General features: G+C 67.7%; 20 protein-coding genes. 10 read left to right on the forward strand and 10 right to left on the reverse strand.

From position 1 onward, the window contains the following. A partial coding sequence (locus ADE01S_RS31930) for a hypothetical protein (RefSeq protein WP_218010721.1) occupies positions 1–364 on the reverse strand: 364 nt, incomplete at its 3' end. On the opposite strand from ADE01S_RS31930, the gene ADE01S_RS00005 reads away from it, so the two are divergent. The 9 genes from ADE01S_RS00005 to ADE01S_RS00045 all read left to right on the forward strand — a co-directional run bounded on the left by ADE01S_RS00005 (position 345) and on the right by ADE01S_RS00045 (position 9,030). Beyond that, positions 345–773 carry a CopD family protein gene (locus ADE01S_RS00005; protein ID WP_172600308.1) on the forward strand — a complete coding sequence of 143 codons (429 nt, stop codon included), beginning with the start codon at positions 345–347 and terminating at the stop codon, positions 771–773. The two genes, ADE01S_RS31930 and ADE01S_RS00005, sit on opposite strands and share 20 nt — an antisense overlap. Before the next feature lie 34 nt (positions 774–807). After that, on the forward strand, positions 808–2,475 hold the full coding sequence (locus ADE01S_RS00010) for a THUMP domain-containing protein (RefSeq protein WP_062679420.1): 1,668 nt from the start codon (positions 808–810) through the stop codon (positions 2,473–2,475). 259 nt (positions 2,476–2,734) lie between these two features. Continuing rightward, positions 2,735–2,923, forward strand: a complete 189-nt coding sequence (locus ADE01S_RS00015) for a hypothetical protein (protein WP_008161862.1) — start codon at positions 2,735–2,737, stop codon at positions 2,921–2,923. A gap of 395 nt (positions 2,924–3,318) precedes the next feature. Further along, a complete protein-coding gene (locus ADE01S_RS00020) occupies positions 3,319–3,834 on the forward strand; it encodes an RDD family protein (RefSeq protein WP_062679421.1) in 516 nt (171 codons plus the stop codon). Between the two features lie 125 nt (positions 3,835–3,959). Further along, entirely contained in the window at positions 3,960–4,832 is an 873-nt protein-coding gene (locus tag ADE01S_RS00025; RefSeq protein WP_087881454.1) for a UDP-2,3-diacylglucosamine diphosphatase, read from the forward strand. Between the two features lie 126 nt (positions 4,833–4,958). Continuing rightward, positions 4,959–6,653 (forward strand): acetate--CoA ligase, encoded by a 1,695-nt coding sequence (locus ADE01S_RS00030; RefSeq protein ID WP_062679423.1) that lies wholly within the window; start codon positions 4,959–4,961, stop codon positions 6,651–6,653. A gap of 22 nt (positions 6,654–6,675) precedes the next feature. Beyond that, positions 6,676–7,197, forward strand: a complete 522-nt coding sequence (locus ADE01S_RS00035) for a gamma carbonic anhydrase family protein (protein ID WP_062679424.1) — start codon at positions 6,676–6,678, stop codon at positions 7,195–7,197. A 75-nt stretch (positions 7,198–7,272) separates the two neighbouring features. Continuing rightward, complete coding sequence (gene hslO / locus ADE01S_RS00040) at positions 7,273–8,202, forward strand: Hsp33 family molecular chaperone HslO (protein ID WP_062679425.1); 930 nt, start codon at positions 7,273–7,275, stop codon at positions 8,200–8,202. Positions 8,203–8,292: 90 nt separating this feature from the next. Beyond that, positions 8,293–9,030: a pilus assembly protein TadE gene (locus tag ADE01S_RS00045; RefSeq protein WP_062679426.1), complete on the forward strand. Its 738-nt coding sequence runs from the start codon at positions 8,293–8,295 to the stop codon at positions 9,028–9,030. A gap of 36 nt (positions 9,031–9,066) precedes the next feature. Here ADE01S_RS00045 and ftsB read toward each other — a convergent pair whose 3' ends face one another. The 4 genes from ftsB to pyrG form a co-directional block, all read right to left on the reverse strand. After that, complete coding sequence (ftsB, locus tag ADE01S_RS00050) at positions 9,067–9,477, reverse strand: cell division protein FtsB (RefSeq protein ID WP_062679427.1); 411 nt, start codon at positions 9,475–9,477, stop codon at positions 9,067–9,069. 68 nt (positions 9,478–9,545) lie between these two features. Beyond that, positions 9,546–10,832 (reverse strand): phosphopyruvate hydratase, encoded by a 1,287-nt coding sequence (gene eno / locus ADE01S_RS00055; RefSeq protein ID WP_013392290.1) that lies wholly within the window; start codon positions 10,830–10,832, stop codon positions 9,546–9,548. A gap of 4 nt (positions 10,833–10,836) precedes the next feature. Beyond that, positions 10,837–11,121, reverse strand: coding sequence for a DUF1330 domain-containing protein (locus ADE01S_RS00060; RefSeq protein ID WP_062679428.1), 285 nt, complete (start codon positions 11,119–11,121; stop codon positions 10,837–10,839). A 203-nt stretch (positions 11,122–11,324) separates the two neighbouring features. Beyond that, positions 11,325–12,977: a CTP synthase gene (gene pyrG / locus ADE01S_RS00065; RefSeq protein ID WP_062679429.1), complete on the reverse strand. Its 1,653-nt coding sequence runs from the start codon at positions 12,975–12,977 to the stop codon at positions 11,325–11,327. A gap of 200 nt (positions 12,978–13,177) precedes the next feature. Between pyrG and ADE01S_RS00070 the strand changes: the two genes are divergently transcribed. Continuing rightward, entirely contained in the window at positions 13,178–14,185 is a 1,008-nt protein-coding gene (locus ADE01S_RS00070; RefSeq protein WP_062679430.1) for a hypothetical protein, read from the forward strand. An 85-nt stretch (positions 14,186–14,270) separates the two neighbouring features. Here the strand turns inward: ADE01S_RS00070 and ADE01S_RS00075 are convergent, their stop codons facing one another. The 5 genes from ADE01S_RS00075 to gsiC all read right to left on the reverse strand — a co-directional run bounded on the left by ADE01S_RS00075 (position 14,271) and on the right by gsiC (position 19,987). Next, entirely contained in the window at positions 14,271–16,061 is a 1,791-nt protein-coding gene (locus tag ADE01S_RS00075; protein WP_062679431.1) for an aminopeptidase P family protein, read from the reverse strand. 14 nt (positions 16,062–16,075) lie between these two features. Beyond that, positions 16,076–16,900 (reverse strand): M55 family metallopeptidase, encoded by an 825-nt coding sequence (locus ADE01S_RS00080; protein ID WP_062679432.1) that lies wholly within the window; start codon positions 16,898–16,900, stop codon positions 16,076–16,078. Between the two features lie 20 nt (positions 16,901–16,920). Next, a complete protein-coding gene (locus tag ADE01S_RS00085) occupies positions 16,921–18,015 on the reverse strand; it encodes a DmpA family aminopeptidase (protein ID WP_062679433.1) in 1,095 nt (364 codons plus the stop codon). Positions 18,016–18,159: 144 nt separating this feature from the next. Next, on the reverse strand, positions 18,160–19,059 hold the full coding sequence (gene gsiD, locus ADE01S_RS00090; RefSeq protein WP_062679434.1) for a glutathione ABC transporter permease GsiD: 900 nt from the start codon (positions 19,057–19,059) through the stop codon (positions 18,160–18,162). 7 nt (positions 19,060–19,066) lie between these two features. Next, positions 19,067–19,987, reverse strand: coding sequence for a glutathione ABC transporter permease GsiC (gene gsiC, locus ADE01S_RS00095; RefSeq protein WP_062679435.1), 921 nt, complete (start codon positions 19,985–19,987; stop codon positions 19,067–19,069). Positions 19,988–20,056 lie beyond the last annotated feature (69 nt).

Here is a 20,056-nt window from a genome sequence, read left to right on the forward strand (position 1 = left end):
TGAAGCGCGGCAGTTCCTGGGCAAGAACCTCGATGCTGAACGCGCGCAACCCATGCGGTACGTGACCTGAGGCAGCGCCATGGCCCATGGGACGGACCGTAGGATGGGTGGAGCGCGGCAGTTCCTGGGCAAGAACCTCGATGCTGAACGCGCGCAACCCATGCGGCCGTGGGCGGGCGGTGCTCGGCATCGGCCGGAAAACAGTCGATTGCGGCCGCATGGGTTGCGCGCGCTGAATACTTGAATTCTTGCCCAGGAACTGCCGCGCTCCACCCATCCTACGCGCACCGGGGGCATCCGTGGCGCCGGCCTTACAATGCGGCTTTCCTCGATTGGATCGCGCCATGGCCATGCTTTGGGTCAAGACCTTTCATATAGTCTTTATCGCTTCCTGGTTTGCCGGCTTGTTCTACCTGCCGCGCATCTACGTGAACCTGGCGCAGCAATCGGACCCCTCGGTCCAGGCGACGCTGCTGGGCATGGCCCGCCGGCTGTACCGCTTCACCACCATCCTCGCCGTGGTCGCCGTCCTGCTGGGCATGTGGCTCTACCTGGGCTACGGCATCGGCGTGGGCCCCGGTAACGGCTGGATGCACGCCAAGCTCTTTTTCGTCCTGCTCGTGATCGGCTACCATCACGCCTGTGGCTCCATGCTGCGCAAATTCGAACAGGGCAAGAACACCCGTTCGCACAAGTTCTATCGCTGGTTCAACGAAGTTCCCGTCTTGCTGCTCTTGGTGGTGGTGGCGCTGGTCGTCGTCAAACCCTTCTGATACCCCCTACCTCTGCACATTCGCCAGGATTCGTATGTCCTCTGATGAACAGGACCGCCCGCGCAAGACGCTGACGATCAAGAAAACCGCGCGCGACGCGCACGCCGAAGCCGCGCCCAAGCGCGTGCGCAGCGGCGCCCGGGCCCGCCTGGTCGCGCAGCAAGAGCGCGCCAAGGACAACCTGGAGCGCCAGAAAGACCCCGAAGGCTACCAGCGGCGCCAGCAGGAATCCGAGCGCGGCCCGCGCAAGTCCGCGGCTGCGGGCGAGCGCGGCCCCGCCGGTCGGGGCCAGGATGCCCGCGGCGCCACCCGCCGCGACGATGCCCCCGGTTCCCGTTCCGGCCGCGCGCCGAAACGCGCTCCCCGCCTGGATGACCAGTACATCGCGCCCGCCACGCCGGCGGGACGCTTCTACGACCCCTTCGAGGACGACGGCCCCGCGCCCGAATACCTGGCGGAATCCGAGGCCGCGCGCGCGGCCGAACTGGCCGAGGCGCCCGAGCGCGCGCCGATCGTGGAAACCCGAGGCCGCCGCCCGCGTGAAACGCGCCAGGCGGAGGTGTTTCCCATTTTCGCCCCCTGCCCCCAGGGGCTGGAAGAAGCGCTGACCGCCGAAATGCAGGCGCTGGGCTTCGAAGACGCGCAGGTCGGCCGCGCCGGCTGCTCGTTCACCGCGGACTGGTCCGGCGTGCAGCGCGCCAACCTGTACTCGCGGCTGGCCACCCGCATCCTGGTGCAGGTCGCGCATGCCGAGATCTCGCACGAAGACGACATCCTCGACCTGGCCCGCGATACGCCCTGGGAGCGCTGGTTCGGCGCCGAACAGACGCTGCGGGTCGACACCTCGGCCATCAAGAGCCCGGTGCAGAGCCTGCAATACTGCAATCTGCGCGCCAAGGACGGCATCTGCGACCGCCTGCGCGAACGGGAAGGCGAGCGTCCCAGCATCGACACGGTGCGGCCCGACGCCCGCGTACACCTGTTCCTGACCGGCCACACGGCCACGCTGTACCTGGACACCTCGGGCGAATCCCTGTTCAAGCGCGGCTGGCGCCTGGACAAGGGCGAGGCTCCCTTGCGCGAGAACCTGGCCGCCGGCATGCTGGCCCTGGCGGGCTGGGACCCGGCCGCGCCGCTGCTGGATCCGTTCTGCGGCTCGGGCACCATCCTGATCGAAGGCGCCTGGATCGCCCTGGGCGTGCCCCCGGGCATCTCGCGCCCCTTCGGCTTCGAGCGCCTGCGCGGCCACGACGCCTACCGCTGGCGCGACCTGAAGGAAGACGCCCGCTCGCGCATCCTGCCGCAACTGGACGCGCCGCTGGTCGGCTACGACCTCGATCCGCAAGCCATCGAATACGCCCGCAATAACGCCGAGCGCGCCTGGCTGACGGCAGACTCGATCCGCTTCGAAGTGGGCGACGCCCGCGACATCACGGCGCCGGCCGACCACGGCTGGATCGTCACCAACCCGCCTTATGGCGAGCGCATGGGGACGGAACAGGATCCGGACCTCTGGCGCGACTGGGCGGCCTGCCTGAAGCGCAATTTCGCCGGCTGGCAGCTCCATGCCATCACCAGCGACCTGACCCTGCCCAACCAGATGCGCCTGAAGCCCAAGCGCCGCGTGCCGCTGCACAACGGCTCGCTGGACTGTCGCCTGTTCGGTTTCGAACTGGTCGCGGCCGGCTACCGCGACGCCTGAGCCATGGCGGCTTCCGGGCGGCCGCGCGCCGCCCGGCCCATCCTCCCCCTTGTGGTGCGCCGCCCAGCCTGCCCGTTGTAAAAGCGCCGCAACATGGTGCGCGTATCTTTGCTTATGGTGCCTCGCAGCGTCGTTTTGGGGCATCATCGAACCAAGGTGTTGCCAATACGCACCGGCCACTTGCACACATTCAGGGTTAACCCTATAATTCGGGTTATCCCTAGTAGCTAAACAACAGTGCAAGCCCGTGGAGGCTATTGTGATCAACCCGAACAACACCATCCGCCTGACCGACGAACTTGAGCGTCAACTGATGCTCCAGGCTATTGAAGAACAATTCCGTCCGCACCCGATGCGGGCGTTGGCCGCCGGCCTGCGTAAGCTGGCCCACGGCATCAAGGCCCTGGCTGGCAAGACGAGCGCCAAGAACGCGCACTCCGCTGCCTGAGCATGGCCCCGGGCCCTAGGGCCTGAAAAGTTTTCCCCTTGGGGGCTGCACAGCCCCTTTTATAGACCCGCCCTCACCGGCGGGTTTTTTTTGCCTGAATGGGGCCCCCACGCTGCGCGCGCGTTGCGCGCTTGCTGCCCCCCGAGGGGGCTGGCCCGCCTTGGGGCGGCCCGGCGGCGGGCCGGCTGTGTGTGCCCCCACGCTGCGCGCGCGTTACGCGCTTGCTGCCCCCCGAGGGGCTGGCTGTATGGACCGGGGACATGGGTAACAGGTTGACTCGGGCCGCCGAACACGCGGCCCCGCGGGTGGTCCTCGCATCGCGCGCTTGCGGCCCCTCAAAGCGGGGCTTGCCGCGCCTTGGGACGGTCCGGGATTCCCGGGCATAATACGCGTCCATGACCGACGCCCATCTCGAACAGACCCCCAATCGGCTGCGCCGATTCGCCTGCATGATGTACGAAGCCGTGCTGCTGTTCGGCGTGGTGTTTCTCGCCGGCTACCTGATGGACACCCTGACGCAAAGCAAGAGCGCGCTGGATCTGCGTCCCGCCCGGCAGGCCTGGCTGTTCGTCGCGATCGGCGCCTATTTCGTGCTGTGCTGGCGCCGCCGCGGCCAGACGCTGCCCATGAAGACCTGGAACATCCGGCTGGTGGACCGCGACGGCAATACGCCGTCCACGCCCCGCCTCGTGCTGCGCTACGTCCTGGCCTGGCCCCTGGTGCTGGCCGGCGCCGGCCTGGTGTGGGCCGCCGCCACCGCCACCGGCTGGCCGTCGATGGACATGTTCATCGTGGCGGCGCCCTTCTCCATCTTCGTCTGGTCCTGGTTCGACCCGGACGGCCAATTCCTCCACGACCGCATCCTGGGCACGCGGCTGCGCAACGCGCCGCAGCGCAAGAAAGCCCGCTGAGCCAGCCCGGCCTTCCGGCCGGCCGACCTCCCCCCGCCCCTGCGGGCGGCCTCGCGGCTCGCCGTCACAACTGCGTCATCCAAGGTTCATGATCCGGTCATCGCCGGGTGGTTTGATTGCCAGGAATGACCACAGCCCTTGGGGACGCGACCGTGAACGAAATCCAACCTGCGCACTGGCGCGCCCTCTGGATTTCCGATATTCACCTGGGCACCGCCGGGTGCAAGGCGGAATTCCTGCTCGATTTCCTGGACCACAACGATTCCGACACCCTGTACCTGGTGGGGGACATCGTCGACGGCTGGCAGTTGCGCAAGCACTGGCACTGGCCCCGCGCCCACAACGACGTCATCCAGCGCATCCTGCGCAAGGCCCGCAACGGCACCCGCGTCGTGTTCATTCCGGGCAACCATGACGAGTTCGCCCGCGAGTTCGCCGGCTACGCCTTCGGCGACATCGAGATCCTGGACGAAGACGTGCACGTCACCGCCAAAGGCCTGCGGCTGCTGGTGCTGCACGGCGACCAATTCGACGGGGTGGTCCAGCACAGCCGCTGGCTGGCCCACCTGGGCGATGGGCTCTACCAGCTGGCGCTCTGGATCAACCACCATTTCAACCGACTGCGCCATCGCCTGGGCCTGCACTACTGGTCCCTGTCGCAGTACCTGAAGCACAAGGTCAAGAACGCCGTCTCCTTCATCACCGACTTCGAGGAAGCGCTGGCGGGCGAAGCCCGGCGCCGCGGCCTGGACGGCGTGGTCTGCGGCCACATCCACAAAGCCGAGCTGCGGGACGTGGGCGGGATTCTCTATTGCAACGACGGAGACTGGGTGGAAAGCCTGTCTGCCCTGGGTGAAACCCACGAAGGCCAGCTCCAGCTGCTGGACTGGGCCGCCATCCAGGCCGAGCGACGGGCCGAGCCGGCGCCCCGTCCGCCCCGCTCGCTGACGCTGCCCGCGCTGCCCTCCGCGCTGCGCCGCCAAGGCAAACACCCGTGATAACCCGTATGCGTCCCCGTTACGCAACGGGGATGTTGCAGTTCACGGCCCTCTAGGTCATGCTTGCATCTGGGGCAACGGGCGATCTGACCCGTTCACGCTGCAACATGCTCACAACATAGGGCCATGAACGACCAATATCAGGCGCTCTACCAAACATTCCGCTGGCTGGTACCCACCCAGTTCAACATCGCGGAAGCGTGCTGCCACCGCTGGGCATCCAGCAGTCCGGATGCGCGGCGCATCGCCATCTACTATGAAGACGAATCCGGCAACCGCGAGGTCTGGACCTATGCCCGCTTGGCGGAAGCGGCCAACCAGTTGGCGAACGGCCTGATAAAAATGGGGGTCGGTCGCGGCGACCGGGTCGGTGTGGTTTTGGGGCAACGGCCGGAAACCGTGGTGGCCCACATGGCCATCTACAGCGTGGGCGCCGTGGTGTTGCCGCTGTCCGCCCTGTTCGGCCCGGAAGCCCTGGAAAGCCGCCTGCGCGACTCGGAAGCCCGCGTCGCGATCGTGGATTACGCCTCCAGCGCCAACCTGCTGTCCATCAGCGACGACTGCCCCGCCCTGCAACAGATCATCGGCATCGGCTTCGCGGACGAACGCGTGCTGCCCTGGCGCAGCCTGCTGGCCCGCCAGCCCAGCGAATTCAAGGCCGTCCAGACCCGCTCGTCGGATCCGGCCATCCTGCTCTATACCTCCGGCACCACCGGCGCGCCCAAGGGCGCCCTGCTGCCCCACAGCGTGCTGATCGGCAACCTGCCGGGCTTCGTGGCCTCCCAGGACTGGTTCCCCAAGCCCGGCGACGTGTTCTGGTCGCCCGCCGACTGGGCCTGGACGGGCGGCATGATGGACGCCCTGCTGCCCACGCTGTATTTCGGGCATGCCATCGTCGGCACGCGCGGCCGTTTTTCGGTGGAGCGCGCCTTCGAGCTCCTGGAGCGCTACCAGGTCACCAATACCTTCCTGTTCCCCACCGCGCTGAAGATGATGATGAAAGCGGTGCCGGACCCGCGCAGCCGCTACCAGCTGGCGCTGCGCGCCGTCATGAGCGCGGGCGAAAGCGTGGGGGAAAGCGTGTTCGACTGGTGCCGGTCGGCGCTGGGCGTGACGCCGAACGAAATGTTCGGCCAAACCGAAATGAACTACGTGGTCGGCAACAGCCAGAAGCGCTGGCCGGCCAAGCCCGGCAGCATGGGCCGCCCCTATCCGGGCCACAACGTCGCGGTGCTGGACGAAGACGGCAAGCCGGTGGCCGCCGGCGGCACCGGCGAGATCGCCGTCAACCGCCTGGACATCCACGGCTACCCCGACCCGGTCATGTTCCTGGGCTACTGGCGCAACGAGGCCGCCACGCAGGCCAAGTTCAAGGGCGACTGGTGCATGACGGGCGACCTGGCGACGGTGGATGCCGACGGCTACCTCTGGTACGCGGGCCGGGCGGACGACGTCTTCAAGTCCGCCGGCTACCGGATCGGCCCGGGGGAAATCGAAAGCTGCCTGGTCGGGCATCCGGCCGTGGCCAATGCGGCCGTCGTGCCCAAGCCGGACGCCGAACGCGGCGCCCTGGTGAAGGCCTACGTGGTCCTGACCCCGGAATTCGCGCAGCGCGACCGCGGCGACCTCATCGAAAACCTGCAGGAACACGTGCGCGAGCGCCTGGCCCCCTACGAGTATCCCAAGGAGATCGAGTTCGTCGACGAGTTGCCCATGACCACCACCGGTAAAATCCAACGCCGCATCCTGCGCCAGCGCGAGGAAGACCTCGCCCGGATCGCCGCAGACACAACAGACGCGCCGCCGGCCCCTCAGGCCTGACGCCGCAACCGGAGACCAAGGCATGCCCATCTACCAGCTCGACGACCTGATTCCCCGCATCGACCCCTCGGCCTACGTGGCCGACAGCGCCGACCTCATCGGCAACGTCACGCTGCAGGCCAATGTCAGCATCTGGTCGAACGTTTCGATCCGCGGCGACAACGACGCCATCGTGATCGGCCATGGCACCAATATCCAGGAAGGCAGCGTGCTGCACGTGGACGAAGGCTGCCCCATGAACGTCGGCCCCAACGTGACGGTGGGCCACCAGGCCATGCTGCACGGCTGTACCATCCACGAAGGTTCGCTGGTGGGCATGCAGGCCATCGTGCTGAACAACGCGGTCATCGGCCGCAACTGCCTGATCGGCGCCGGCGCCATCATCCCCGAAGACCGCATCATCCCGGACAACTCCCTGGTCATCGGCATTGGCAAGATCGTCCGCGAGCTCTCGGACGAGGAAATCGCCAACCTGCACAAGAACACCGCCCACTACGTGGCGCGGGGCCAACACTACAAGACCGGCCTGAAGCGCATCGGCTGATCCTCCCCGCGCGGCGCTTCAACCCCCTGCTGCCAGCAGGGGGATTTGGCCTGCCTGATCGGCTAAGATTCCTCCATGACCGATCAGCTCAAGAAATACCTTACCGAAGACCGCAGCGTCCGCATCCAGGCCGTCCACCTGGGCGCCACCTGGAAGGCCGTCCAGGCCAACCACGACTATCCGCCCGCCATCACCAACCTGTTGGGCGAACTGGTGGCGGCGTCCACCCTGCTGGCCGCCAACATCAAGTTCGACGGCTCGCTGGTGCTGCAGATCCAGGGCGACGGCCCCATCGCCCTGCTGGTGGTGGAATGCCGCCACGACCTCAGCCTGCGCGCCACCGTCAAGATGCGCGAGGGGCACGAAGTGCCCACCGACGGCAACATGCAAAGCCTGCTGAATCCGGGCGGCAACGGCCGTTTCATCGTGGTTCTGGATCCGCAGCGCAAGCTGCCCGGCCAGCAGGCCTACCAGGGCATCGTGCCCCTGGAAGGCGACACCGTGGCCGAGGCCCTGCAACACTACATGAAGGCTTCCGAGCAGCTGGACACCCGGCTGTGGCTCGCTGCCGACGGCGACCACGCCGCCGGCATGCTGATCCAGCGCCTGCCGTACCACGGCGGGTCGGAGGCCCCCGTGCTGACCCAGCAGGACGCCGCCGAAACCTGGGACCGCACCTGCGCGCTGGCCGGCACCCTGCAGCGCGACGAGCTGCTGGCCACCGAGATCGACACGCTGATCCATCGCCTGTTCTGGGAAGAAACCCTGATGGCCTTCGATCCGCTCGACGTGCGCTGGCACTGCCCGTGCACCCGCGAGCGCGTTGCCAACATGCTGCGCTCGCTGGGCCAGGAAGAAGTCGAGGACATCCTCGCCGAGCGCGGCGAAGTGGACGTGTCCTGCGACTTCTGCGGCAAGCCTTACAAGTTCGACGCCGTCGACTGCGCCGCCCTGTTCTCGGCGAACCAGCCTTCCGCCGGAGACGCGCCGCCCACCGTCCACTGACGTCGGCGGCGGCCGCCTGGCCGCGCCATTTCCATCACACCGGATTGTCCTCATCGACAGGCGGTCATGCCCGCGCCACACTGCGCGGCCATGACCGCCTTTTTCATTGCCCCGCCCCGCCCGCCGCAACGCGGCGCCGCCGCGATCGAATTCGCGGTGGCGGCGGCCGTCGTGCTGCTGCTGGGCCTGCTGGCCGTCGAGGCAGCCCACTGGCAGGCCGCCCGCCAGCTGGCCCACCTGGCGCTGATGGAAGCGGGGCGCGCCGGCGCCACCGCGCACGGCGATCCGGCGCGCATGCGCGCCGCCTTTCTTCAGGCCCTGCTGCCGGGCCATGCCTCGGCGCTCGGCCGGGCTGACGCGCGGCGCCGCCAGGCCGCCCGCCTGGCCGGGCTCGCGGCCATTGCGGGCGCGCCCGCCTGGCGCATCGAGGTGCTGCTGCCGGACGACGCCGCATTCCGCGACCACGCCCGGCCCGGCCTGCGCATCGCCGCGGCGCCGGAGCTTCGCGTGATCGACAACGACTACCAGGATCTGCAGCATGCGCGCCGCCCGCCGCTGCCGGGCGGCCGCAGCATCTTCCAGGCCAATACGCTGAGGCTGCGGCTGACCTACCTGCACCAGCCCCTGCTGCCGCCCCTGCGGGCCTTGCTGGCGCTGCTGGCGCGTGACGACGCCGGCTACGCCGGCCATGCGCAGGCCCGGGGCCTGCTGCCCATCCGGGTCGAACTGGAAACGGAAATGCACACGCATCCCGCCGACTGGGCGGGCCGCAAACCGCCGCCGGACGGCATCGTGTACGGCGAATGCCGCAGCCTGCGCTGCGGCTGATCGGAAGCGAATGTGGAAGCGGGAACGCGGCCGGCGTCAGTGCCGGGCGTTCGCGGGATTGGCAGGCGGCTTGGCTGCCGGGGCGGAGGCCCGGGTCGCGGGCGCGCCGGGGCGCGCGGCGGGCTTGGCGACGGGTTCGGCCGCCAGGGTCGCGCCGCCGGCGGGCGCCGGCGTGTTCTGCGGCAGGATGTGGACGAACACTTCGCCCTCGCGCATCATGCCCAGCTCGCCGCGGGCCCGCTCCTCAATGGCGCCGGAGCCGCCTTCCAGGTCGCGCACTTCGGCTTCGAGCGCGGCATTGCGCGCGCGCAGGCCTTCGTTGGTCTCGCGCTGCTCCGCCACCTGGCGTTGCAGGTCCCAGACCTTGAACCAGCCGCCCTTACCCAGCCAGAGCGGGTATTGGATCAAGCCTAGCAGCACGAACAGCACCAGGAACAACAGGCGCATACGCGAGAACCCTCAGCAGTCGTGGCGTGGATGCAGCCCCGGGCTTGCGCCCCGGGCCGCGCTTCTCATCAACGCAGGTTGTAGAAAGCTTCCAGGCCGGGATACGACGCCACTTCAGCCAGCTCTTCCTCGATGCGCAGGAGCTGGTTGTACTTGGCCATGCGGTCCGAGCGGGACAGCGAACCCGTCTTGATCTGCATGGCGTTGGTCGCCACCGCGATGTCGGCGATGGTCGAGTCTTCGGTTTCGCCCGAACGGTGCGACACGACGGCGGTGTAGCCGGCGCGCTTGGCCATTTCGATGGCGGCGAAGGTCTCGGTCAGGGTGCCGATCTGGTTGATCTTGATGAGGATCGAGTTGGCGACGCCCTTCTGGATGCCTTCGCGCAGGATCTTGGTGTTGGTGACGAACAGATCGTCGCCCACCAGCTGCACCTTCTTGCCCAGTTGGTCGGTCAAGAGCTTCCAGCCTTCCCAGTCGTTTTCGGCCATGCCGTCTTCGATGGAAATAATGGGGTACTTGTCGCACCAGGTGGCCAGCAGGTTGGTGAACTCCTGCGAGGACAGCGAAATGCCGCCTTCGCCGGCCAGGGTGTACTTGCCGTCGCGGTAGAACTCGGAGCTGGCGCAGTCCAGGCCCAGGGCGATCTGCGTGCCCGGCTCGTAGCCAGCTTCGGTGATGGCCTTCAGGATGAGCTGGATGGCGGCTTCGTGGCTGGGCACGTTGGGCGCGAAACCGCCCTCGTCGCCCACCGCCGTGGACATGCCCTGGCCGTGAATCAGCTTCTTCAGCATGTGGAAGACTTCGGCGCCCCAGCGCAGGGCTTCGCGGAAGCTGCCCGCGCCCACCGGCAGGATCATCAGTTCCTGCAGGTCCAGCGTGTTGTTGGCGTGCGCGCCGCCGTTGATGACGTTCATCATCGGCACGGGCATGCTCATGGGGCCGCTGCCGCCGAAATAGCGGTAGAGCGACAGGCCGGATTCGTCGGCGGCGGCGCGGGCCACGGCCATCGAGGCGGCCAGGATCGCGTTGGCGCCCAGGCGTTCCTTGGATTCGGTGCCGTCCAGCTCGATCAGGGTGCGATCGACGAAGGTCTGTTCCTGGGCGTCCAGGCCCATCAGGGCTTCCGAGATTTCCGTATTCAGGTTCTCGACGGCGCGCAGCACGCCCTTGCCCAGATAGCGGCTCTTGTCGCCGTCGCGCAGCTCGATGGCTTCGCGGGCGCCGGTGGACGCGCCCGACGGCACGGCCGCGCGGCCCATGGCGCCGGACTCCAGCAGCACGTCGCATTCGACGGTGGGGTTGCCGCGCGAATCCAGAATCTCGCGGCCGATGATATCGACGATAGCACTCATGACTTTACATTCCCTGAACGATAAACATATTCATGACGGCCGCGCCCTCGCGGGCATTGCGGGCGCGGCGGTACTGCCAGGAGTCGTAGAAGGCCTGGGCCGAGGCCATGGAGGGAAACTCCATGACGACGGTGCGGCCAGGCTTACGGCCCTCAAGGTGCTTGGAGTCGCCGCCGCGCACCAGGATCTTCGCATCGTACGCGCGCATGGCGAGCGTGGACAGACGCTTGTAATCCTCGTACTGCGCGGGCTTGGTCACTGTGACGTCGGCGATGAGGTAAGCACTCATGGGGTTCCTTCAGGACAGTTGCGTTGGTTTCGGTGTAACGCCGGATACGGCGAAGCCGCCAGTGTCGCGCAAGGCGGCCCGGCGACGCATATCCGATGCTAATCGGTTGTATCCGAAAGAAGCGCCGCCGTACAGGGCGGCGCCGGGGCGACGGCCCGCGATCCCGAGGATCCGCATACGGAACCCGAGACCGCAGGCGCGCATCAGGCCTCCTGGCCGCGGCGAGCCTTCTGCTCGATGGCGGCGCGGATATAGCTGGAGAACAACGGGTGGCCGTCGCGCGGCGTGGACGTGAACTCCGGGTGGAACTGCACGCCCACGAACCACGGGTGGTTGGGCAATTCCATCATTTCCGGCAGGTTCTCGGTCGGGGTGCGTGCGCTGATCACCATGCCGGACTCTTCGAGGCGCGGCACGTAGACGTTGTTGACTTCGTAACGGTGGCGGTGGCGCTCGTTCACTTCGTCGCCGTAGATCGCCTGCGCGCGGGTGCCGGGCTTGATCGGCACGCGCTGGGCGCCCTTGCGCATGGTGCCGCCGAGGTCGGAGGAATTGTCACGCTTTTCCACCTTGCCCTCGCGGTCCATCCACTCGGTAATCAGGGCCACCACGGGGTGCGGCGCCGACGGATCGAATTCCGTGCTGTTGGCGCCGCCCAGGCCCGCGACGTGGCGGGCGAACTCGATGACGGCCAGTTGCATGCCCAGGCAGATGCCCAGGTACGGCACGCCGTTTTCACGGGCGTAACGGATGGCGGCGATCTTGCCCTCGGTGCCGCGCTTGCCGAAGCCGCCCGGAACCAGGATGGCGTCCAGGTGCTTGAGCTGGTCGGTGCCGCGGGTTTCGATGTCCTCGGAGTCGATGTATTCGATGTTGATCTTCGAGCGCGTGTGGATGCCGGCGTGGACCAGGGCTTCCGTCAGCGACTTGTACGACTCGGTCAGGTCGACGTACTTGCCGACCATGCCGATGGTGACTTCGTGCTGGGGATGCTCCAGCGCCTCGACCAGGTTGTCCCACATGGACAGGTCGGCCGGCGGCGGGGTCAGGCCCAGCGCTTCGCAGACGATGTTGTCCACGCCCTGCTTGTGCAGCATGGCCGGGATCTTGTAGATCGAGTCGGCGTCCCAGACGGACACGACCGCGTCCAGGGGGACGTTGGAGAACATCGAGATCTTGGCGCGCTCGTCGTCCGGGATGCGGCGGTCGGCGCGGCACAGCAGCGCGTTCGGGTAGATGCCGATCTCACGCAGCTTCTGCACCGAGTGCTGCGTGGGCTTGGTCTTCAGTTCGCCGGCGGAGGCGATGAACGGAACCAGCGTCAGGTGCACGAAGGCCGCGTTGTTGCGGCCCATGCGCAGGCTCATCTGGCGCGCGGCTTCCAGGAACGGGAGCGATTCGATGTCGCCGACCGTGCCGCCGATCTCCACGATGGCGACGTCGGTGTTGCCGTTCCAGGCGGCGTCGGCGCCACGGGCGATGAAGTCCTGGATTTCGTTCGTGATGTGCGGAATGACCTGGACAGTCTTGCCCAGGTAATCGCCGCGGCGCTCCTTGCGCAGCACGGATTCATAGATCTGGCCGGTGGTGAAGTTGTTCACCTTGTGCATGCGAGCGGAAATGAAACGCTCGTAATGGCCCAGGTCCAGATCGGTTTCGGCGCCGTCTTCGGTGACGAAGACTTCGCCATGCTGGAACGGGCTCATCGTGCCCGGATCGACGTTGATGTAGGGGTCGAGTTTCAGCATGGTGACTTGCAGACCACGCGACTCAAGGATGGCGGCGAGCGACGCAGCGGCGATGCCCTTGCCCAGGGAAGACACCACACCGCCGGTGACAAATACGTATTTGGTCATCGTAATGAGCACCCGGGACGAGCGGGCGCGTGCGGGAAATTTGGATTATAGCCGGGAGGCGAAACTTATTTGGGTTTTCCCCTAGCGACCGCGAGTAACATTTGGCTGCACTCGGCCGGCATGCCGAAATGTCTCGCCACAGGGCTTCGTGCTATGGTCGTCCCCGATTTTGGAACGTCCCTCCGAGGAACCCGTCGCCGATGAACACCCCGCCCGCTAACCCGAATGCCCTGGTCTGGCGCCTGACCATCGCCGCCATCGTCCCGCAGTTGCTCGGCGCCGTCCTGATCCAGGCCTACCTGCTGCTGGCCTCGCCGATGGCCGATCCGATGCGCGAGCTCTACACGCGCCCCGACATGGTGGTGACCACGGTGCTCCAGACGTGCATGGCCGGCATGCTGCTCGGCCTGACCACCTGGTGCTCCGCACAGGGCTGGTTGCGCCGGCATGATGCGAGCGGCGTCGACCGCCCCGGCCGGATGATTGCCGTGCTGCTGGCGGTCTCGCTGGTGCTGTTCGTGCTGATCTCGACCGGCCTGGCGCTGCTGCAGCACGCGTTCTACCGGTTCGTCGTCAACAACAGGGAATGGGTGGACAGCGCCTTCGGCCATTACGGCCTGGCCCGGGCGCTCTTGACGGCGCTGCCGCTCAAGCTGTGCGGCATCCTGATCTCGATCCTGGGGGGCTGGCTGGCGGTGCGCATCGCCGCCTGGAGCGTCAGCCCCGTCGCCGGGACCGGCGCGCCCCCCTATCGACCCCGCCACGCCGCGTGGATCGCCGCGCTGACGCTGCTGCTGTGGCAGTTGCACGTCGGGCTGGCGCTGGGCGGCTACTTCACGACCTATGCGCGTTCGCCGGAGCTGCTGAACTACGTCATCGGCTACTGGGCGCTGCCCGCCTTGATCCTGGCCCTGGCGGCGTGGGTCGGCCTCAGGAACCTGCCGCGGACGCTGGGCACGGCCGGGTTCGGCCGCGCCATCGCCCACGGCACGTTCGCCTTCTGGCTGACGCAACTGCTCGGCGTCGGCCTGGCCCTCCTGGTCCTCTGGAACATGAGCGTGGGCCAGATCGCGCGCGCCGCCGAGTCGTACTCGACGATGGCGGTGGTGCTGCTGTTCTACTTCGCCCTGGTGGCGCTGGGAAGCTACACGGGCGCCCGGCTGCTCTACCCGCGTCGCGAGGCGCCGCCAGAAATCGCGCCGGCCTGAAGCGCCGCCGATCGCCACGGCGCAGCGTCGCAAGCGCAATGAAAAAAGGCCCCGAGGGGCCTTTTTTCATTGCCGGACGCGGCCGTCAGATCGCCGCGGTGCGGCGCTCCAGCCAGGCCAGGGCCTCGCCCTCGACCAGCGGCGACAGGCGTTCGAACACCGTCTTGTGATAGTCGTTGAGCCACGCGATCTCGTCGGCCCGCATCAGCGAGGGCTCGATGCAGCGCGTATCTATCGGGCACAGCGTCAGCGTCTCGAAGCACAGGAACTCGCCCAGCTCCGAGGTCAGCCAGGCCCGGTTGGCGACCAGGTTCTCGATGCGCACGCCCCAGCGGCCCGGACGGTAGATGCCCGGCTCGTTGGAGGTGATCATGCCCGGTTCCATGGCGGTGTGCGGACCGGGGGCCGCGCGGTAGGAAATGACCTGCGGGCCTTCGTGCACGTTCAGGAAGTAGCCCACGCCATGTCCGGTGCCGTGGCCGTATTCCGCGCCGCCTTCCCAGATCGGAGCGCGCGCGATGGCGTCCAGCATCGGCGACGGGGTGCCGCGCGGGAACGAGGCGCGCGACAGCGCGATCATGCCCTTGAGCACCAGCGTGAAGTCCACTTTCTGGTCGGCGCTGGGCGTGCCCACCGCGACCACGCGGGTGATGTCGGTGGTGCCGCCCAGGTACTGGCCGCCGGAATCGATCAGCAGCAGGCCATCGCCTTCGATGGCGGCGTGGGATTCCTGGGTGGCGCGGTAGTGCGGCATCGCGCCGTTGGCGTTGAAGCCGGCGATGGTGGCGAAGCTGGGGCAGACGTAGGCGGGCCGCCGCGCGCGGGCGGCGGTGATCTGCTCGTCGATGGTCAGTTCAGTGATGGTTTCATTACCCAGCGCGCCCTCGAACCAGGAGAAGAACTCGCACAGCGCCGCGCCGTCCTGCGCCATGGCCTGGCGCACGTTGGCCAGCTCGGCGTCGGTCTTGCGCGATTTCAGCAGCGTGGACGGGTTGATGGCCTCGACGCGCGGCACCGCCGGATCCATGGCGTGGAACACGCCGCAGGTCACGCGGGCCGGGTCGATCAGCAGCTTCTGGTCCAGCTCCAGCGACGCCAGCGCGTCGGCGGCCTGGGCATAGCCGGCCACCTCCACGCCATCCCGCGCCAGCACCGCGCGCAGGGCGTCGTCGATCTTGCCGTCGGCCACGAACAGCGTGGCGTGGTCCAGACCCACCAGCGCGTGGCCGACGAACACCGGGTTGTAGTCCACGTCGGCGCCGCGCAGGTTGAACAGCCAGGCGATGTCGTCCAGCGTGCTGATGAAATGCACGTCCGCGCCGTGCGCGCGCATGCCCTCGCGCACCTGCGCCAGCTTGTCGGCGCGGCTCACGCAGGCCTCGGGCGCGACGTGTTCGTAGATGGGAGCGTCAGGCAGGCCGGCCCGGTCCTTCCAGACGTCGTCCAGCAGGTCCTCGCGGATTTCCAGGACGGCGCCGGCCGAGGCCGCCGCCGCCGACAGCGCGCGGAAGGCGCCCAGGCCCAGCACCTGCCCGTCCACCCCGATGACCTCGCCCGCCTTGGTATTGGCGGCCAGCCAGTCCACGTGGCCGGGCGTGGTGGCCAGCGCGATCTTCATCAGTTGCACGCAGGTGCCGGCCAGTTGCGCCTCGGCCTGCACCCAGTAGCGGCTGTCCACCCACAGGCCGGCGAAATCGGCCGTGACCACCAGCGTGCCGACCGACCCCGTGAAGCCGGACAGCCAGCGCCGCCCCTGCCAGCGCGCGGGCAGGTACTCGGACAGGTGCGGGTCCGAGGAAGGAACGACATAGGCGGACAGGCCGCGGCGGCTCATGGCCTGCCGCAATTGGGCGATACGGGCGTCGGTGCTAGACATGGGGGATGGGATCCTTAGCGCAACATGAAAGACATGGCGGCCAGGCTGTTCAAGCTGCGGACGGCCGACTGCATGCTGTCCGTGGTGAACCGCAGGGTGACGCCGTCCACGCGTTCGAGCGTGGGCCACATGCAGAACAGGTCGGCCAGGGCCGAGCTCTGCGTCTGCAACCGGCATTCTATAGGGGCGGGAATGCGGAAAGGAACCGCCCCTCCCTTCTTGAGATTCCTGACGGCGGTTTCGGCGGCGGCGGCGATCGCGCGGCGCGAGGCGGCCGGCGACAGCGTCACGCCGCTGCCCTGCCCGTGGGCCACCTTGGTCTGTACCCATTCCGCGCCGGGGAAGGTATCGCGCGTTTCGGCGATGAAGGCGTCGTCGCCAGTGCCCAGGATGACGGGCACGCCCATCTCGCCGGCCAGCGCGCCGTACAACCCGGCCTCGCCCAGTTCCATGCCGTTGATGAACACGCGGGCGAAGGCGAAGCTGTTGATGGTGTGGGCCAGGATGCCGCGGCCCTGCGAACGCGAGTGGTAGCCGATCATGAAGACTGCGTCGCAGCCCTCTTCCAGGCCGCCCATCATGCCGAGGTAGCGCGGCTTGCCCAGCACCAGGCGGGCGCGCTCATCCAGGCCGTCGGGCAGCAGGTTGCGAAAGCCCCCGTGCGAATCGTTGACCAGGATTTCTTCGGCGCCGCCCGCGATCGCGCCTTGCACGGCCGCGTTGGCCTCGGCGGTCATCCAGGCGCGCGCGCGCTCGTATTCGCCGTTGCCGGCGCGGACTTGCTCGGAATGGAAGACGCCGGCGACGCCTTCGATATCGGTGGAAATCAGGATCTTCATGGAATCAGCCTTCGAGGAATTCAGAATGCGGTATCGGACAGCCACTGGCGCCACTGGGGCGCCGCGTCGCGGATCGCGGCGCGGTGGTGGCCGTCGCGCCCGGTCACGCCATCGGCATGCCACAGCGCGGAAACAATGGCCTGTTCGCAGGACTCGGCGGCCGCTTCGAACAGGGGATCGATGCGGGTCTCGTGCAGCATCGCGATGGCCGGCATGGGCCGCTCCGCCAGTTGCGGAACCGTGTAGGCGGTGGAAAACGCCAGCGCGATGTCGCCGCTGCCGTGGCCGAACACCGAACCGGTGCGCGCCAGCCCCGCTCCCCCCCGCAAGGACAGGCGGCGCAACTGGCGCGAGTCCAGCGGCGCGTCGGTGGCCAGCAACAGGATGATGGAACCCTTTTCGGGAACGATGGCGGCATTCTCGCCCGCCTGCGCCAGGTCTCGGTCCAGCTGCTCGGCCAGCCGGCGGCCGAAGGGCCTGCCCGCCACGGTCAGGTTGGGCAGGCGGCCGAAGTTCGCCAGCACCAGCGCCCCGACCGTATACCGCAGCCCCGGCTGGATCGACGCCACGCGCGAGGCCGAGCCGATGCCGCCCTTGAACGAAAAGCAGGACATGCCCCGGCCGGCGCCGACGGCGCCCTGCGCGAACGGCTTGTCCGCGGCGGCCAGCGCATCGGCGTAGTGCGACTCCTGGACCGCCAGCGCCTGGATGTCGTTCAGGTAGCCGTCGTTGCACTCGAACACCAGCGGATTGACGGTGGCCAGGCCTCGGCCGATGCCGGGATTGGCCGCGACCGCGGCGCGGATCTGGGCGTTGGCCACCGTGCCCACGCCGAAGGTGTTGGTCAACGCGATGGGGGTCTCCAGCACGCCCAGCTCCTGTACCTGGACGAGGCCGGTGCTCTTGCCGAAGCCGTTCAAGACGGTGGCGGCTGCCGGCACCTTGTCGAGGTAGGGATCGCCGCCATGCGGACGCACGACGGTCACGCCCGTCTGCCACGGGCCGTCGTCCAGCGTGCAATGCCCGACGGTGATCTCGCCCACGTCGCAGATCGAATCCAGCGGCCCCGAGGGCAGCACGCCGATGCGGGGGATGTCCAGCGCTAGTTTGTCCATGTTCACTCGTGTCGCCACGTTCCAGAATGCAAAACGCCGCCACCCTGGGTCCGGGACACACGCGTTGCGGCGCGTGGCGGACGGAGGCGGCGGCGCAAAAATCGCCCTTCCCGCCGGCCCTCGGCGGAGGACCGGCGGCAGGCCTTACTTGCGGTCGATCTTCGGATCGAGCGCGTCGCGCAGGCCGTCGCCCAGCAGGTTGAACGCCAGCACCGTCAGGAAGATCGCCAGCGCCGGGAAGATCGCCACGTGCGGCGCGATCACCATGTCGGCGCGCGCTTCGTTCAGCATCGCGCCCCACTCCGGCGTGGGAGGCGAGGCGCCCATGCCCAGGAACGACAGGCTGGCCGCGGTGATGATCGAGGTGCCGATGCGCATCGTGCCGTACACCACGATGGGCGAGATCGTGCCGGGCAGGATGTGGCGCATGATGATGGTCCAGTCGGACGCGCCCACGCTCTTGACCGCCTCGACGTAGGTCATCTGCTTGATCGACAGCGTGTTGCCGCGCACCAGGCGGGCAAATGCCGGCACGCTGAACACGGCCACGGCCACGATCACGTTGACCATGCTGGAACCCAGGATGGCAACCACGCCGATGGCCAGCAGCATGCCGGGGAATGCCAGCAGCACGTCGGAGATGCGCATCGTGATGCGTTCCCACCAGCCTTCGTAATAGCCCGCCATCAGGCCCATGAAGGTGCCGACGATGGCGCCCATGGCCACCGACAGGAAGCCCGCGGCCAGCGAGATGCGGGCGCCCATGATGATGCGGCTGAAGATGTCGCGGCCCAGCGAATCCACGCCCAGCCAGTGGGTGGCCGAAGGCCCGGCGTTCAGGGCGTCGTAGTCGAAGAAGTTCTCCGGGTCGAACGGCACGATCCACGGCGCGAAGATCGCGACGACGACCAGCAGCAGGACGAAGACGCCCGCGCCGACCGCGAGCTTCTGCTTCTTGAATTTGCGCCAGAACTCGGTGGCGGGCGTGCGCACGTCGTTCTTGGGAGCGGCGGCGATGGTCGCGGCGGGTGTCGTATTGCTCATGGCCGCCTCACTTGTAACGGATGCTGGGATTGATGACGCCGTAGAGCACGTCGACAATCAGGTTGATCAGGATGAATTCCAGCGAGAACAGCAGCACCAGGCCCTGGATCACCGGATAGTCGCGCTGGGTCACGGCGTCCACCAGCAGGCGGCCGAGGCCGGGCCAGTTGAAAACCGTTTCGACCACGATGGAGCCGCCCAGCAGGAAGCCGAACTGCAGGCCCATCATCGTGACCACGGGAATCAGCGCGTTGCGCAGCGCGTGCTTGATCACGACGCGTCGCTCGGTCAGCCCCTTGGCGCGGGCGGTGCGCACGAAGTCTTCCTGGACGACTTCCACGAAGGAGGCCCGGGTGAAGCGCGCCATCACCGCGGCCACCGCGGCGCCCAGCGTGATGGACGGAAGAATGTAGTGTTGCCAGGTCGAGGCGCCCACGGTAGGCAGCCAGCCCAGGTTCACGGAAAACACCTGCATCAGCATCATGCCCAGCGCGAACGCGGGGAACGAGATGCCGGACACCGCCAGCGTCATGCCGAGACGGTCGGGCCAGCGATTGCGCCACACCGCCGAGACGATGCCGATGATCATGCCGAAGGTCACGGACCACACCATGCTGGCGATCGTGAGCCACAGGGTGGGCATGAAGCGGTCGGCGATTTCGGTCGAGACGGGGCGCTTGGTACGCAAGGAGGTACCCAGGTCGCCTTGCAGCATGTGGCTGAAGTAGCGCACGAACTGCTGCGGCAGCGGCAGATCCAGCCCGAGTTCCTTGCGCACGAGCTCGACGGTCTGCTGGTCGGCCTCCTGGCCCGCGGCCAGTCGCGCCGGGTCGCCCGGAAGCATGTGCACGAACAGGAACACGACCACGGCTACCAGCAGCAGCGTGGGGATCATGCCCAAAAGACGTTTGACGATGTAGGTCAGCATTGAAATTCCTGCGACATCGGCGGGGACACCGTGTCCCCGCCGCATGCGGCCTTACTGTGGGGCCTCGCG

The sequence above is a fragment of the Achromobacter denitrificans NBRC 15125 genome (genome assembly GCF_001571365.1).
Lineage (GTDB): Bacteria > Pseudomonadota > Gammaproteobacteria > Burkholderiales > Burkholderiaceae_B > Achromobacter > Achromobacter denitrificans.